We start from the raw sequence: 16,105 nt of genomic DNA, 5'->3' as shown, positions 1-16,105 counted from the left end.
TAGCGTAAGTCCGATCGGGGTAAAAGTAAACCCGCCCCGCTGCAAGTGTGTTAGGGCGGGTTTTTCAAGTTTAGAACTGTCTGTTAAACCCGCCCTGAAAGACTGACGGCGCTTTGAACCAGGATTTTACTCAAGGCAAGACGCTAATACTATTAGCCATTGCAGGTGCTAGTTTCGCTATCTGCGTGTCTGTTGGGACTTGTGAATCCTGATTTAACTATTTCGGGCCCTTCCAACTCAACTGAGTACCGTTATAGTAGGAAGGGCGGGTGACGACGATTGCATCCTCAAGTAATTTTGGGGCTCGCTTTCAAGAAAGAAAATATGTAATCCTCGTCACAAAATTTTTTCGTAATGCTTTGATCATCAACTGTATATTGTGAGAGAATAGAAGAACCAAGGAGGTGATGTTGATTGCTACACAAGGCTATCCAAGTTCGTTTGTATCCTACCCAAAATAAACAAATACAAGTAGCTTCAACTTTTGGGGGTGCGCGTTGGTGGTCTAATTATGGTCAAAATCAATCAATTGAAGTATATAAAAAAACTGGTAAAGGACTTGGCTACTCCGGTCTCAACACACTTTTACCTGTTATCAAAAAATCCGATGAAAGTGTAGGGTTATGTCAGTATTACAGCCAATTTGGGCAAGCTACTACGCTCAAGCTAACGACTGCATACAAAAAAATTTTTGATGAAGTTGCTGGGTTTTATAATTTCCCATCTCAAGCCCAAAAACTGTTATTTCAGCATCCTAAAAATGTCAACTGTGTGGGTAATCTACTTTTAAATTATAGGGGAAGAACTAAGACGACAAAAATAAAGAGATATAGATTAACTGATGGTAAAAATCAGACTTCAATTATTAGTAAAAAATATTCAGGGAAATATCTGGTATCTATACTGACTGAAATCAAAGATGAGAACCAGAGAACAAAAGAAGGTAGGATTGCGGGCAGTGATTTAGTATTGAAATACTTTGCTATTGTCCCCGATGAGGAAAAAGTATCTAAATATGACTTGAATGCTAAGCATTTTGCCAAGCATGAGAAGAACTTGAAGCCAACGCAGCCAAAGTTTACAGGCCAGCAGAAAAGAAGTAATTGTGAAAACAAATATAGAAAAGCTGTTGCCAAGGTATGCGAAGGGTTTAGGAATGGGTGGCAAGATTTTCTAGATAAACTTAGTTATAAGTTGGTCAGCGATCGCCTCGCGGTCATAGTAGAAAACTTTCATTTCTGGAACAGGATTCGCAATCAAAATTTGGCGAAAGCAATATCAGATGAGGTTTTGGGAAGTTTTACCAACTTATTAGCCTACAAGTGGGAACGCAAAGGGGGGAACTTAGTCGAGATTGATAGAGGGGTTTCCAGTTCCAAACCTTGTTCTAATTGTTTCCATCAAATGACCGAGATGCCATTAGATATGAGGGAATGGACTTGTCCTCACTGTGCTACCGATCGCGATCGGGAGGGGAATGCACCGATAAAGATGAAAGCAGAAGCTATCAAAACACTAAAGGCGGAAGGTTCAGCCGTTTCTGCTTTAGGATGCGAGGTAAGACCAAAGGTTGGACGAAAGTCTCAGCTAAGGCACTCGCCTATGAGTACAGAAGCCCCTACTATATTCGGTACTACGATTTAGGGGTGGGTAGTTCACTTGGTTGCACAGAATCAGCGCTCCTATGGTTAATAGTTTGGCGGAATGCACGATGGACGAACAGCGTCGCAAAACTGATGTTAATATGCTCCAAGCGCTGCTGGAAAATCCTGGGGACTCAGGAATAGATTTGATTTTGAGGACGAACCCAAAGTCGATCGACTTTGGGTTCGTGCAAACGCTTTATTTGGAAGAACCGGCACTGACGCGAGAAAGTTTGCTGAAAGCTGCAAAATTTTTCCAAAGGGCGATCGCACCCTTAGAATCTGCAAAAGGGAATTATAAATTGCCCGCAACCGGGGCAGCATATCTGGCTTTTTTAGCAGAAGTATTGCAGGCAGTGGCGCGCGGCGCTGATTCGCAGCACCTGTACTCGCTGCTGAGAAACAATTTAGACAAACTCGACCAGAATTTCGCACAACTGCTGCGCCACTGGGCCACTTTGGTGCTCCCTGCTGCCAAAGAATCGGAGACTAGGCGCATTGCAGCGTTAATCGGCAATCTGAGCAACAAAATTGGGCGGTTTCCCCTCGGCAGCAAGGCTCATAACTTGGAAATCGAAATTGCCGGTTACGAAACAGTTGCTAAGGTGTTTACCCGCAAAGACTTTCCCCAAGAATGGGCGGTGATGCAAAACAATCTGGGCAACGCTTATAGCGATCGCCCCAAAGGTGATAAGGCTCAAAATATCGAACAGGCGATCGCTTGCTTTGAAAATGCCCTACAAGTACGCACGCCCGAACAGTACCCGGAACAGTGGGCGACGCTGCAAAACAATCTGGGCAACGCTTACAGCGAGCGTCTCAGGGGAGATCCGGCAGACAATCTAGAACACGCGATCGCTTGCTTTGAAAACGCGCTGCGAGTTCGCAGCCGCGAGGCTTTCGGACAAGAGTGGGCCAGCACTCAAAACAATCTCGGCCGCGCTTACAGCCGCCGACTGCGGGGCAACCGAGCCCAAAATCTGGAACTGGCAGTCGCTTGCTACCAAAATGCTTTGCAAGTCTACAACCGCAAGGTGTTTCCCCGGCGTTGGGCCACAACTCAAAATAATTTGGCAAATGCTTACTGCGAGTTGCTGGGGGGCAACCGAGCCGAAAATCTGGAATACGCGGTTACGTGCTATCAGAGAGCTTTGCAGGTGCGGACTCGGGAAGCTTTTCCGCAGCAGTGGGCGACGACTCAAAGGAATTTGGGTCGGGTGTTTGTCGATCGCATCAAAGGCGATCCGGTGGAAAATTTGGAAATGGCGATCGCCTGCTATCAAAATGCTTTACAAGTCTACACCCGCATCAAATTTCCCGAAGCCTGGGCTTCGATCCAAACTTACCTCGGTAGGATATACAGTCGGCGCGTGAAAGGGGAAAAAGCCGACAATATGGAAATCGCGATCGCCTGCTATCAAAATGCTTTGCTCTTTTGCAACCGCCAAAAATCTCCCGAACGCTGGGCAATGCTGTGTGCCTACCTCGGCCGCGCTTTCTGCGAACACCTAAAAGGGGAAAAAAACCGCAACCTCAAAAGCGCGATCGCCTGCTATCAAAATGCGGGCGAAGTCTACACCAGGCAGGCATATCCCAACCGCTGGGCAATGCTGCAAATTTATCTGGGCAGAGCTTATTCGCAACTGACAGAGGCGGAAGACTTGTCCCACATGGAAAGCGCGATCGGCTGCTATCACAGCGCCTGTCAAGTCTACACTCGCGAAACCTATCCCCACCGCTGGGCTGAAATTTTATTTTATTTGGGTCAAGCTTACCGAGTTCGAGGCGACTTGCTTCGCACCTACGGGGTTTTTACTGCTGCTGTCGATACTGTGGAATTCTTGCGTTGCGAAGTTGGGGTTGATACAGTCGATTTTGGCGATCGGACGAGTACCGCAAAAGTCAAATTAACACGCACTTGGGCTGGACTCTATAAATGCCTGGTGCAAGTTTGCCTCGAACTCGGCGCCAGCCAACCTGAATATTACGCTAAGGCTCTGGAATACGCCGAACGCCACAAAAATCGGAATTTGGTACAACTGCTGGTTAAATGTCACTTGACTCCGAAAGCCGAAATTCCTGCAGCGGTGCGAAGCGAGTTGGAGTCCCTGCAACTGGAAATAGCGGGGGAACAGCGGTACCAAGAACAGGGAGAACCTGAGCCGAACACGACCTTGATTTCTGACGGCGATAGCCAAGGTTTGAACAGCGGTTCTCTGCTGCCGAACTCGGACTTCATGCACTTAAATCAATTGTGGAAGCAGTTTGATAGGTTAATTGCGCGGGAGGTGCAGGCAAACGACCCTTTCTTCAGCCTCGCTCACAAAGTTGAACCGATCGCTTTTGAGCAAATTCGCCAATTGTTGCCTGATGACAATTGCGCTGCTGTGGTGTGGGCGAGTTTGGGGGAGTTGCTGGTTGCTTTTGTGGTGGTAAAGAGTGCACAATATCCCGCCGTTCACCTGTGTTCGCCGGAAAATGCTTTGGCTGCCGAAAGTTGGGGCCAGGAGTACCTCACCGCTTATTCTGAACAAAAAGGTCGCTGGATCAATCATCTCCCGACTCGCCTCAAACGCTTGGCTACGATGCTGGAAATCGATCAAGTGGTGGCGCTGATTCCTGATAATTGCGATCGGCTGATTTTTGTGCCGCACCGATTTTTGCACGCTTTGCCACTCCATGCTTTGCCTTTGGCGGGGAGAGACGGTTTTGAGGACGGTGGGGGAATTTTTAGGTCTGGGTGGAGCGATCGCAGCGGTTTTGAGGTGGAAACCTACAGCCTTTCGGATTTTTCTCAAAGTTCGTCTTTTGGCGACGTTGCAGCGCCTGCTGCTTATTTGATCGATCGATTTGCCGGAGGAATTCGCTATGCTCCTAGCTGTCAGCTATTGCTGTTGAGACAAAGTGCACACGGAGCGGCTATTGGTCGGTACAGACCCGGTTTGCAGCAGCTTTTGGCAATTCCAACTTTCACCAGAGATGCGTTCTACAGCAACATTGAAATCGGCAAGATTTCGCAGTATTTTGCCAATACAGAAGTTATGCGCCATAAGCCGGCAATTAAAGAGGCTTTTTCCCCAGAAATGTCTGCTAATAATGGGAATTTGCCCCAGCAAATAGGGCAGTTGCAGCAGAAAAAATGCGCTCACTTTGCTTGTTTGAGTTTGCTTAATTTGGCTTGGCCACTGAAATCCGCCGTGTTTTTGAGGAATGATTCTCTGAGTTTGGAGGAAATTTTTAATCTGGATTTTCGGCAATATTTTTTAGTTACTTTATCGGGTTGCGAAATTGCCGCCGGCGGAGTTAGCGGTGCAGGAGGAGATTTTGTGGGTTTGTCGGCGGGTTTGTTGTATGCTGGCACGTCTAGTGTGGTTAGCAGTCTTTGGAAGGTAAACGATGTTTCTACGCTGCTGCTGACGAGCAAGTTTTATGAAAACCTGGGACGGTTTTCTCGGTTGCAGGTGGGAGATGTGGCGATCGCGCTGGGGGACGCTCAAAGGTGGCTGCGGGATTTGACTAGCGAGGAATTGGAGGTGTTGCTGGCGGATTTTCAACCTCAAATTTCGCAAATGTTCGATCGGCTTTCTCAAAGTTCTCGCCTAATTGCGGAGGCTTCTTTGCAGCAAATTCGCAACCGCAAACCCTATCCTTTTGCTAATCCTTATTATTGGGCGGCTTTTACTGCGGCTGGGGTTTAGTGATTAGTTATTAGTGAATAGTCATTAGTCAACAGTCATTAGTCAACAGTCATTAGTCATTTAAAAACCCGACACTAACAACTTATTTAAAATTGTCAATGTCGGGCACAAATTAAACAAATTACAGCAAAAGTTTAGGACTTTTTGCCGAAAACTTGTTCTTTCAATGCTTGAATTTCTTGACCTAATTGTTGCCGGTTGGACGATCGCAGCAAATAGCGGTAGACAAACCACCCGGTGTATCCGATACCAATTAGCTCGAATGTGGGTGCTAGCAGGGGGATGTCGTTGAGTTCATCTATTATCCCCAAAAGCACTTTTAAAGAGATAATCGAGGCTACAATTACACCGATAACAGTCAGGGGACTTTTGTACTGCTCGTAAAAGCTGCCGATGTAAGCGGGAAACTCCGACAAAATTGAGAGAATTTGTTCTTTGATCTGCTGGGTCTGACTTGGTGTTTCGTCGGTAATTATGACTTTTGTGGTATCGCTGGAACTGTCTGCTTCACTTCCGGCAGGAATTTCGGTAATGATAACGGTTGTTTCTGGTTCGTTTGATGAAGTCATTTCTCCACTCGCAATAGTTTTTTGCTGGTTGGCGGCAGGTATTTCAACTGCTGCTGCGACTGTTTCAAGAGCCGGTATTTCGACTGCTGCAACCTCCCCGTCGGTTGGTTCAAGAGCCGACACTTCGCCTGTTTCTGAAGTCGGTATTTCGACTGCTGTAACTTCGGCTGCTTGTTCGACAGTCGGCGTTTCGACTGTTTCGATCGCAAGTTTTTCCACTTGTGAAACCTCTGCTGCTGATGGTTCAACAACCGGGGTTTCGACTGTTTCAAGAGTCGGTGTTTCGACTTTTGAAACCTCTACTGCTGACTGTTCTGTAGCAGAACTTTCGGCGGCTGTTTCTGCGTGTGGTTGTTCTGGGGTAGGAGTTTCGTCCGCGACACCAACAGCAGGCCCATTCAAGTTGCTAATGGCATCAAGCAAACGGGTTTTAGCCGTTCCTCGCTGGTGAAGGATTACCCAAGATTCTATCAGGTCGGGGCCGTGCATTGCACCTGTCAGAGCTGCTCTGAGCGATCGCATAATTAGCCCTTTGTTAAGATTTTTCTCTTTACTGAGCTTTTTAGTGATTTTCTGAGCTTCCGCTGATGTCAGGGAGGAATGACTTTCCATCGCTTCTACAACTGCTTGTAAAGCCTGTGCAGCCCCTGGTTGCTGCAATTGTGCGAGTGCTTCTTCTTCGTATTCCACCGTGGTGGAGAAGAATACCTTACACATATCCACAGCATCGGTTAAGCGAACGAGACTCGGGCCGATTAAAGCAGCTATTTGTTCGAGCCAGGGGCGGTCTGCCTCCAAGTCAAACTCATAACCGCCTTTCTGCCACCAATAAGGTATCAGCAAATCTGTCAATTGCGGCACTGGCATTTTGTGCAGGTATTGACTGTTTAGCCAATTGAGTTTATCCCAATCAAATTTTGCACCAGCTTTGTTGACTCGATAGAATGTAAATAATTCTGCTGCTTCCGACAGTGTAAATATTTCCTGCGTTGAATCCGGCGGAGTCCAACCGAGCAAAGTCATGTAATTAACTAAAGCTTCGGGGACGTAGCCCATATCTTTGAAGTCAGAAATGGAGGTTACGCCGTCGCGCTTAGAAAGCTTTTGTCCTTGGGAGTTTAAAATCAGCGGCGTGTGGGCAAATTCTGGGATTGTCGCGCCCAAAGCTTCGTAGAGCAATATTTGTTTCGGAGTATTGCCGATGTGATCTTCGCCGCGGATGACGTGGGTGATGCCCATGTCGATGTCATCGACAACTACGGCGAGGTTGTAGAGGGGTTGGCCGATAACGCCGCCGCTGGATGCACGGGCAATTACCATATCGCCGCCGAGGTCGCTACCTTTCCAGGTTACGGTGTCGCGCACCATGTCGTTCCAAGCGATCGTGCGATCGTCGTCGATGATAAACCGAATCACAGCTTGTCGCCCTTCGCCTTCAAAAGCTGCGCGCTGTTGGCTTGTCAAGTTGCGGTGCCGATTGTCGTAGCGGGGGGCTTGTTTGTTGGCTTTTTGTGCTTCCCGCATTTCGTCGAGTTCTTCCGACGTGGTGTAGCAGCGGTAGGCGAGTCCATTGTCGAGAAGGGTTTGGACTGCTCGGCGGTATATTTCCAGACGCTGTGACTGAAAACTCGGGCCTTCGTCCCAGTTCATACCCAGCCAGGTGAGGCCTTCGAGGATGTTATCGGTGTATTCGCTTTTAGAACGTTCTACGTCTGTGTCTTCTACCCGCAGGATGAATTTGCCGCCTTGGTTGCGGGCAAACAGCCAGTTAAATACGGCGGTTCTGGCGGTACCGATGTGTAGGTTTCCGGTGGGACTGGGCGCTAGACGGACTCTGACATTCATGTAGATTTTTGCTTTTAGATTGGGGGCGATTTGCTGGTTGGGGGAATAGCTGATGTTTAAGACTTCAAATTTTATTATATTTTGTTGCCGAATTAACAGTTGTGCTTGGCAGGTGCTTTGCCTCAATTTGTTTGATATTCGACTATCGGGCGATCGAGCGAAAGTCTCCGGTATAGCAGGAGAGGGCATCTTGATGATAATAGCTTGCGGGTGGTCAAGACTGGATTCACCTTTGGGACTATTTTTCACACCACAAATAACTGCTTTAGGAGTACCCAAGGCGCACCTGATAACTATTTATCCTTGTAAAATGTTTGTGTGCGATCGACGACATTAAAATATATTTCCCTATGTCTGCTGCTAAAACTGAGTTTTCCGAATCTGTTGCGCCCTCACCCGACTCTGTTGCGCCTGCTTGGCAGATTGAGTTGCTGTACGACGGTGAATGTCCTCTGTGCGTGCGGGAGGTTAATTTCTTGAAAAAACAGGAGGCGGGGCGAGGTTTAGTGTCGTTTGTGGATATCGCGGATGATGGCTACAACCCGGAAGCTCACGGCGGAATCGACTACGAAACGGCGATGGGGCGGATTCACGCGGTGTTACCCGACGGTACGACGGTTAAAAATGTAGAGGTTTTTCGCCGCACCTACGAGATTTTAGGTATGGGCTGGATTTATGCACTTACTAAGTTACCAGCGATCGGGGCGATCGCCAATTGGCTGTACGGAATTTGGGCTGACTGGCGACTGAAGCTGACGGGAAGGCCGGATTTAGCAACTATTATGAGCGATCGAACTGTGCGGATCGAGTGCGAAAATCAGGGCCGCTGCCTACCAAACTCGAAATGAGTCATATTTAGTAAGTGCGATCGGTCTATCAGAAGATGTCAGCAGAAACAGACTGCAACTAACCTTAAAGATGGACTACTATTAAAGGTCAAAAAAAATGCAAGATGCAGGCTATACAGTCTTCATGGGCTTCGGTGGTCTCTGGATACTTATGGGAATTGCCGCTGTGATTTTCCTGTTCAAATCCGACGGTCAAAAACTCAGGTTTGGCAAATGGGGATTGCTAGTTGCTATTCCTATTCTCGTGCCCATCGTCCTGGTTTTGACATATCAAATCGCCAGGCCCTTTATTTCCTCCCACCTTTGAGGGCTGCTGGGAGTCGATCGTAACTGCAAGCAGGAGTTTTTTTGCCAGCCTTTTCGGGTAAACTGTACCGCGTAGTAGTTAGTTTACCTAAAACACTTTCTCCATCGAATGCCTAAGCCAAGTAAGCCGACAACCAAAGCTCCGACTGTACTCGATCTCTTCTGCGGTGCAGGTGGGATGAGTTTAGGTTTTCAAAATGCCGGCTGCGAGATTCTAGGAGGTATTGATAAAAATCCCCATGCCATCAGAACCCATCATAGAAACTTCCCTAACTGCCAGCTTAAGCTGAATGCCAAACCGATCGAATCCATTACTGATTTAAGTGAACTTGGTCTACAGCCGGGAGAAGTTGATATTTTAATTGGCGGCCCGCCGTGCCAAGTATTTTCAGTAGTTGGCAAAGGCAAAATGAGGTCTTTAGGCAAGGATATAGAAAACGATGTTAGAAACTTTTTATACGAAGATTTTATTAGATTTATTGAATATTATAAACCTAGTTTTTTTGTAATTGAAAATGTTAATTATCTGCACAGCCACTGGATCTTCCCTATTTTGATAGAAGATTTGGAAAAAGGACTGCACAAAAAAGATGGGGACTATCCAGGCTACAATGTTAGCTCAAAAATTTTGGTAGCTTCAGATTACGGCGTACCTCAAATCAGAAAACGCCTCTTCATCGTCGGACGGCGCCAGGATTTAAATCTAGATTTTAAGTTTCCCGAACCGAATACAGCTTCTCCTATTTCTGTGGGAGAAGCTATTGAAGATTTACCGCAATTAGAGCCTAAATGTCTGTCCTTGAAAACAAAAAACACGGCACCAAAGCAAGTTGACTCTGCCACAGATTACAAGTGCGGGCCACAATCCGAATATCAAAAGTTGATGAGAAGCCAATCTGACACAACAGTAATGAATCATCTTTGTCGCGCTCACAATGACAAAGATTTGTATATATTTAGCATCATGCCTCAAGGAGGAAAATATAAAAACATACCTGACGAGCTTAAACGCTATAGCGATAAGATTTTTGAGGATAAGTACAGACGATTGGAATCGCATAAACCTTCATGGACGCTAACAGCACATATGCAGAAAGACTGTTTAGCCTATATTCATCCAACTCAGACTAGAAGTATTTCTGTGAGAGAGGCTGCAAGACTGCAAAGTTTCCCCGATCATTTTGTATTTGACGCACCTATGACTAGAATGTTTGAGTTAGTTGGTAATTCTGTGCCGCCTCTTTTAGCTGAGGCGATCGCCAAACCAATTGTCGAGCAAGTACAAGCTTACTATGCAAGTAGGCGAGATATTTTACGGTAAATTCTCCAGTAACAATCGCCTGTCTAGTAAAGTATTTCTGTGTTCGCAGGAAGTTTCAGAAATCAACTGACACGCATAGCAAGCAGCACCGTTTACCTTGTCTGGGCCAAATTGTTCTTCAATACAAATCGGGTCATTGGAGCAAGCGTCTATATTGCGAAGAGCAGATTTAAGAATGCGATCGAAATGGGGAACTAAACCGATTAATCCTCCCAATGTCCCGTCGCCGCCCGATTGAGCAGTGTACAGCAGCACGCCTCCTGTTGTTTTATTGTTAATTGTAGAGGTATAGACTCGTTCTCGGATCGCGGCACTAGAGTAGCCAGAATCAACTGAAAGAGCTGTGATTAAACGGTGAGACAGTGTATGCCACCACACAAAAACCGGGTGCAAATACTCTTCTTTAGTTCCTGGCATAGCCTTGATTTTTCGGTAGCCTTCGGGTGCATTATAGGCGGCTAGCCAGCGATTGCAGGCTTCTCCTTGTAAAGGGAAATGCTCGGAAATTCCTTGAGGTTTGCGATCGGATACAAAATCGATAAAAATCCCTTCGCCAAACAATTCAACTCCCGGATGCCAAGCAATACGCTCGTTTGGAGGCACGTATTCAACCGGAACAATTTTTGGCTGATTTTCTTCATTGTCTGCATCAATTGGTCGCGTGTAGCCAATTTGTACCATTACTACTCGCAATCGGCTCAGCGGTGTTATCCTCAAAGTTCGACCTGAATCTAAGTTGAATTTCCTCACATTTTCGATGTACACTTCAAATTGATTGGGCCCTCCTGCTTTATCCGAGCGCTGAGGAGGAGCACCGTAACAAGCTGCATTTTGCAAACTGATAAATTCATCTCTTCTCAGTGTTGCTTCTGTTATTTCCTTGGGATTGTTTATTTCGCCTAAAATGTCAGCGATCGCTCCCATAATTTCCGCCTCGTCATACTCGTTAATAGTTTCAGCAATTGTTGGATCGAGGCGATTTACTTTAACTAATTTGTTCAAATTCTCTACTAGCTGATTTTTAGAGTCTACAGCTATGAGAATAAGAACATCTAAGACAGCACGACTTTGAAGGAGGCGGTGCAAAGCTGTATCTAATGGAGGAATTGTCAGTGCAGACCTGATTTCAGAAACTCGCAAATTAGCAGCACCGCGTTGAATTATTTTAGCGGGCTTTGCACACGTTACACATTCTTCTGGGGCTCGTTCTATAAATTTACCCTTACATTGAAACTTTCTAGAGTAAGCGGTTCCAAAGTTTTGTTTATCATCACAATTGGGACAAGTAATCTGAATGTTTTTGATGGCACCTCCACCGCCTTGCCACTTGTAGAAACTTGAACCAGAACATTTAGGCGTGTGTTTCATGAGCGAACCCCAAGGAACTTCATCAACGTGTCCGTGAGAGCAAGCTAAAACAAAGCGAACGGCTTCTTCGCGAGACTTCGCCCATGCGTCTACCCATGTACGTTTCTTTGGACAGTGAGGACAATCAATTAAAGACTGACTTTCGTATCTGTAAAGAATGCCGTGATTTGGACACAGCGACCACCTCGGAAAATTATAAGCGTTATATACCACTAAATTTTCTTTGAATCCTAATTCAGCGTTAGATGGTAGCCGAAAGATTTTTTTGTTATTCAGCAGAGTTTGTGAAAGCCGCAAGTCTCGAATTTCATAAATATCGGGATGACTATTATCAAATAGCCGAGAATGGCTGGGAGAGGCGATCGCAACCGGGCCGTCTGGCGTTTCCAGAATGCTGCCGGGCCCAAAAGTTGTAATGTACTGTGAAGGCCGCAGAGATTGACCTTTTGATGCCATAATTAACCTCGTGGATTTTCTGAGTTTTTGCGATATCCGGAGGGAATGCTGCCAAAGCGTGTCATTCCTTCTACGTCGCGCAATGACTGGGGAGCATTCCGATAGACGACCGCAAAATTTCGTTCTTGATGTTGGTCATCTCCTAAGACAACGGGCTTGGTGGGATCTTTATCGATCGCATATTCTTCATAAACCAGATTGTTCTGATTTTCTGCGACTGTTTGCCAGCGATCGAAGCCTCCTCGCACTTCGCGATCGACCTGATCTTGTGGCGGGCGGCGAATTGGCAGTTGAATTTGCGATCGCCTGTTAATTAACTGATTGATCGCCTCTAATTCCTCCGCTAAGTTGCGATTATTTTGCATAACACAAGCATTGCTTCTTGCCGCCCATTCCGCTAAAACAGGTACGCTCTGAATTTGTCGCGCTTGGCGCAGCAATGCGACGGCTACCGGCCCCATGCCTCGCTCTCTAGCCCTAGCAGCGAATGGTGTGACTGTAATCGGTTCAACATAGCGATAAATAGCCCTGTGATACCCAGTAAAAAACTCGTAATGGTCTAAGTCTCTCGGACGGCTAGCTCTAAAAAAAGTAATGACTAAACCTCCTTGAGAACGACCGACGCGGCCTGTAGCTTGAATGTAGGATGAAGTGGTTTTGGGTTGACCGTTGACAATCATTAAACCCAGGCGATCGATATCAACACCTGTACCAAACATTGACGTACTCAAAACAATATCTTTGGCTTCAGGCAATGATTGGGCGAGGCTGGTCAATAAACCCGGCAGTTCCGTCGAATCCTTGCGGCTAGAAAGCTCTATTTCTTCACCTAAATCTCGTGGACTAACTCCTCTAACCTCTGCTACATACTTCAGCCGTTCAGGAATATCTTGGCGGTAAAGAGTCAAGGCTCCAGCTAACTCTCTAATCGCATTGAAATAACCCACCAGCGTCCAAAAAGGATCGCAATCTGTATCATTATATTCTGCTTCTTTCAGTTCCCAAATACTTTGGAGCATTGACGAGTAAAGCCGAACAATGGGAGTTTGAGCGCCTTTGCCGGGAGCACAAACAGCAACATAAAGACGACCGCTAGGATGTCGATCATTTTCATCAGTATCTATGGGGTGAACATTCGCTGGCGTTCTGGCAAAAAAGCTATCTGCTGCTGACAGACTCATCGGTGGAAATTGAAACACATTGCGGTCAAATAGGCATTGTATTTGCGATTGAGACTGTCGTACCGTTGCAGTAGAGGCAATATATTTAGGTTTGACAATTTGACCGCGATACATTTGTTCGCACAAAGTATCAACTGCAGTTTCATAAAGCCCTACCATGCTGCCTAACGGGCCTTCAATTAAATGCAGCTCGTCTTGTAAAATCAAGTCCGGCGGTAACAGCGGATGCACATCTTTTTTTTGCTTTTGAGGAGAGGTTGACTCAACTCCTGCATTCGCACGGTAGTAACCTTCTCTGCTACAATAGCGATTGATGTTGCCAAAAAGAGACCCTGCTTTGGGTTCAAATGCTAAACGGGCAAATTTATCTACTGTAGCAACCAGTAAAGAAGGTATGCGCGAATAAATTTGGTCGTCAACTGTAAATGCTGAAATTGGTATTCTGGAAGAGTGCGAACTTTGTTTAAAAGCATCTCTAGGCTTTTCCCAAACAAAGCTATTTGAGGTGTTGAGTAGAGGCATACATTTTTCGTTAAATTGAATGGGTACTTTTTCATTCCATTGTTTTGCCGTGTTGAGGTAGCAGTTGGGACTGGGACAGTAAATTTCAAAATCTTCGATATTTGCGGCACCGCGGCTGCCTGTATAAGCTTTCTTGAAATATCCCGAGCGGCTGATTCTGAAAGCAACTAATTCTGCATCGATCGAGTGAGGCTTTACCTGAGTTCTCCACCAATCATCTAATTGTCCAGAGAAAAGTCTGACACCTTCTTTTAAGTTGAAATTTATAGAGAGAGTGATGTAACCTTCAGCGTTGCTGTTGTTAGATATAGAAAAAACAGGAGCTTCTGCCATTTCGTCTAAAGGTCTAACGTGGCTAGCAAGTAAGCTGGGGTTGACCTCGCCTTTGATGACCAAATGAATAGTATGTCCGTCTCGTTTTGCACCCAAACCATCTTTCGGAACAGCTAGAATTGAGCCGCAACAAGGACAGTTAAGAATCTGAGCGGGTTCTCCCTCTGCTTTTTGACCTTTGAGGGCATCAATAGCACCAGTAATCTTGAGATGTGGCAATCCTTTGAGACTGTTGGGCGTAACACTTCCCCCAACCCACAATCCGGCAGAAAAGCGCGTAGTTCCCCAAATGTTGCTGTCTTTCCAAGTGCATTTGTTAGGTCTCCAACCGACAGGCGCACTTGTTCCTAAATTTTCAACTCGCAACACTTCACAGGCGACAATTAAGCCTAAAGCACGACGAAACTGTTGAATTGTTAACAGTCTGAGGGTGTATCGAGAAATTACGCTAATACCGTGTCCGGTGCGATCGCCCTCGGTATCTTTCTGAGACCTTAATCTCCTCAATCCCATCGTGAAAGCAGCTAAACCCAAATAAGCCTCAGTCTTGCCGCCGCCAGTAGCAAATGCTAATAAGTCGCAAGTTGTGCGATCGCGATGGAGTGGATTGGCGATCGCCGGAATATTCACTAACACAAAAGCAAGCTGAAAAGGTCGCCATCTAAATTCATCTCTCTGACCCTTCCAAGATGCCTGCAAATCAATCGCTTGATTGGCCAAGCAGAAAGCCAGCCTAACTTCCTCGTCCTCAGCAATCAAATCGATCGCTTCTTGAATTCTTGCCCTTGCTTGATGGCAGCTTGCTAAGTGTCGGTTAGCGGCCCTGTGATATCTACTCTCCAAGCGATCGACTTCTGTGGCTTGTTGACTTATCCAAGCTGCATATCCACCGACAAGAGGTTGCAGGGCCTCCCGAATTGCTATCTGATTCCAGATTTGGGCTAATGCAGTTGTCCTGAGTTCAGGAGGTTGTCCAGTTTCTAAATTCCAATCTATTTCAGGAGATTGAATTGGGTAGCAAGGAACATATTCCGTTCTGCATTCAGGTTTGACAAACTTTTGCCACTGCTCTTTTCCGTATTTAGATTCGACAACTTCTCCGTCAATCCACAGCAAGGGATTTTCTACCTGACAAGGACGTTCTGGGTCTATTTCTGCCCAGACAGCCGCGCACAAATGACCCCGCGCATAAGCTTGATACTCTCGATATATGAGTGCTAATGACTCATCTTCTTCTTCTAAACTTCCCGCCGCAGGAACCTCCGCCGCCGGCTCAAAACTATCAAAAGGCAAAAGCTCAGTATTTTCTGCACAAACGACTCGAATTTGAGGGTGAAAAATCATGTCGCTTGTCTGAAACCGCCTTTTTCCCGACTCTTCCATCGGGTCAATCAGAGAAGTTTCATTAACTAGGTAAATCGATACTTTGTAAGTATTGTCACCCCGGCGCGCGCTGCGAAGAGTAATTCTAACCGCATCTATTTCTGGGATTTGTAAAAATTCGGAAACAGGTATTATTTCGGGAGTTAGGTAGCAATGGGGAACTCGCCGGAAAACTTGTTTTCCCTGCGGATCTTTTTGATCTTGATACCGCGCCCAAGTTGCACAAAAAGCTATCTGTGGTTTGCCTTTATCTGTAGCGCGGACAATAAAAGAAATCCCCATAGAACGGGGTAAAGATTTGGGATCTAAAATCGGGGCTGCTGCTGCAATTGGGGCTTCTTCATCGGAATCGTCATCGCCACATTCATCTATCCCAGTCCCTAAAGTTTCAGCTTCTCCTTCAATTTCCTTAGCATCCTGCTCGCTAGCCTCTCGCGGGATCAGGACACCGGTGATGAACTCATTACGGGGATCTTGGGTACTGGACAACACCTCGAAACAAGACTCTCTCGGGCCGAGAACTTCCTGTCTGAGATTGAGTAGCAGTTCTGTGCGTACTGACACGATATACCTTCTGAGGTTGGTTAGAACCCAGCCTTGTACTGCGCTTGCCGATCGTACAAGGAGTTATC

At 46.3% G+C, this 16,105-nt stretch carries 8 protein-coding genes and 1 pseudogene; 5 read left to right on the top strand and 4 right to left on the bottom strand.

Annotated features, from left to right (window positions below; genetic code table 11):
* Window positions 1–414 precede the first annotated feature (414 nt).
* Both QUA10_RS12925 and QUA10_RS12920 read left to right on the top strand, forming a co-directional pair.
* Window positions 415–1,644, top strand: a complete 1,230-nt coding sequence (locus tag QUA10_RS12925; RefSeq protein WP_333082368.1) for an RNA-guided endonuclease TnpB family protein — start codon at window positions 415–417, stop codon at window positions 1,642–1,644.
* A 40-nt stretch (window positions 1,645–1,684) separates the two neighbouring features.
* Entirely contained in the window at window positions 1,685–5,341 is a 3,657-nt protein-coding gene (locus QUA10_RS12920) for a CHAT domain-containing tetratricopeptide repeat protein (protein ID WP_333082366.1), read from the top strand.
* 134 nt (window positions 5,342–5,475) lie between these two features.
* Here QUA10_RS12920 and QUA10_RS12915 read toward each other — a convergent pair whose 3' ends face one another.
* Window positions 5,476–5,910 (bottom strand): CAAD domain-containing protein, encoded by a 435-nt coding sequence (locus QUA10_RS12915; protein ID WP_333082384.1) that lies wholly within the window; start codon window positions 5,908–5,910, stop codon window positions 5,476–5,478.
* Between the two features lie 402 nt (window positions 5,911–6,312).
* Window positions 6,313–7,755, bottom strand: a pseudogene (gene gltX, locus QUA10_RS12910) (glutamate--tRNA ligase); the annotation flags it as partial.
* Between the two features lie 350 nt (window positions 7,756–8,105).
* Between gltX and QUA10_RS12905 the strand changes: the two are divergent.
* From QUA10_RS12905 to QUA10_RS12895, 3 genes are all read left to right on the top strand, one after another.
* Entirely contained in the window at window positions 8,106–8,603 is a 498-nt protein-coding gene (locus tag QUA10_RS12905) for a DUF393 domain-containing protein (RefSeq protein WP_333082365.1), read from the top strand.
* 97 nt (window positions 8,604–8,700) lie between these two features.
* Entirely contained in the window at window positions 8,701–8,910 is a 210-nt protein-coding gene (locus QUA10_RS12900) for a hypothetical protein (protein WP_006632034.1), read from the top strand.
* Between the two features lie 108 nt (window positions 8,911–9,018).
* Window positions 9,019–10,230 carry a DNA cytosine methyltransferase gene (locus tag QUA10_RS12895; RefSeq protein WP_333082363.1) on the top strand — a complete coding sequence of 404 codons (1,212 nt, stop codon included), beginning with the start codon at window positions 9,019–9,021 and terminating at the stop codon, window positions 10,228–10,230.
* On the opposite strand, the gene QUA10_RS12890 is transcribed toward QUA10_RS12895, so the two are convergent.
* Both QUA10_RS12890 and drmA read right to left on the bottom strand, forming a co-directional pair.
* The gene (locus QUA10_RS12890) at window positions 10,222–12,054 is read right to left on the bottom strand and encodes a DUF1998 domain-containing protein (RefSeq protein WP_333082362.1); all 1,833 of its coding nucleotides are present in this window, start codon (window positions 12,052–12,054) and stop codon (window positions 10,222–10,224) included. The genes QUA10_RS12895 and QUA10_RS12890 overlap by 9 nt on opposite strands.
* Before the next feature lie 2 nt (window positions 12,055–12,056).
* On the bottom strand, window positions 12,057–16,037 hold the full coding sequence (drmA, locus tag QUA10_RS12885; protein ID WP_333082361.1) for a DISARM system helicase DrmA: 3,981 nt from the start codon (window positions 16,035–16,037) through the stop codon (window positions 12,057–12,059).
* Window positions 16,038–16,105 lie beyond the last annotated feature (68 nt).

This window comes from Microcoleus sp. Pol8_D6, from assembly GCF_036700965.1.
In the GTDB taxonomy this organism is placed as follows: domain Bacteria; phylum Cyanobacteriota; class Cyanobacteriia; order Cyanobacteriales; family Microcoleaceae; genus Microcoleus.
The sequence above is the reverse complement of the archived record's forward strand: the minus strand, read 5'-3'. Positions and strand labels throughout refer to the sequence as shown.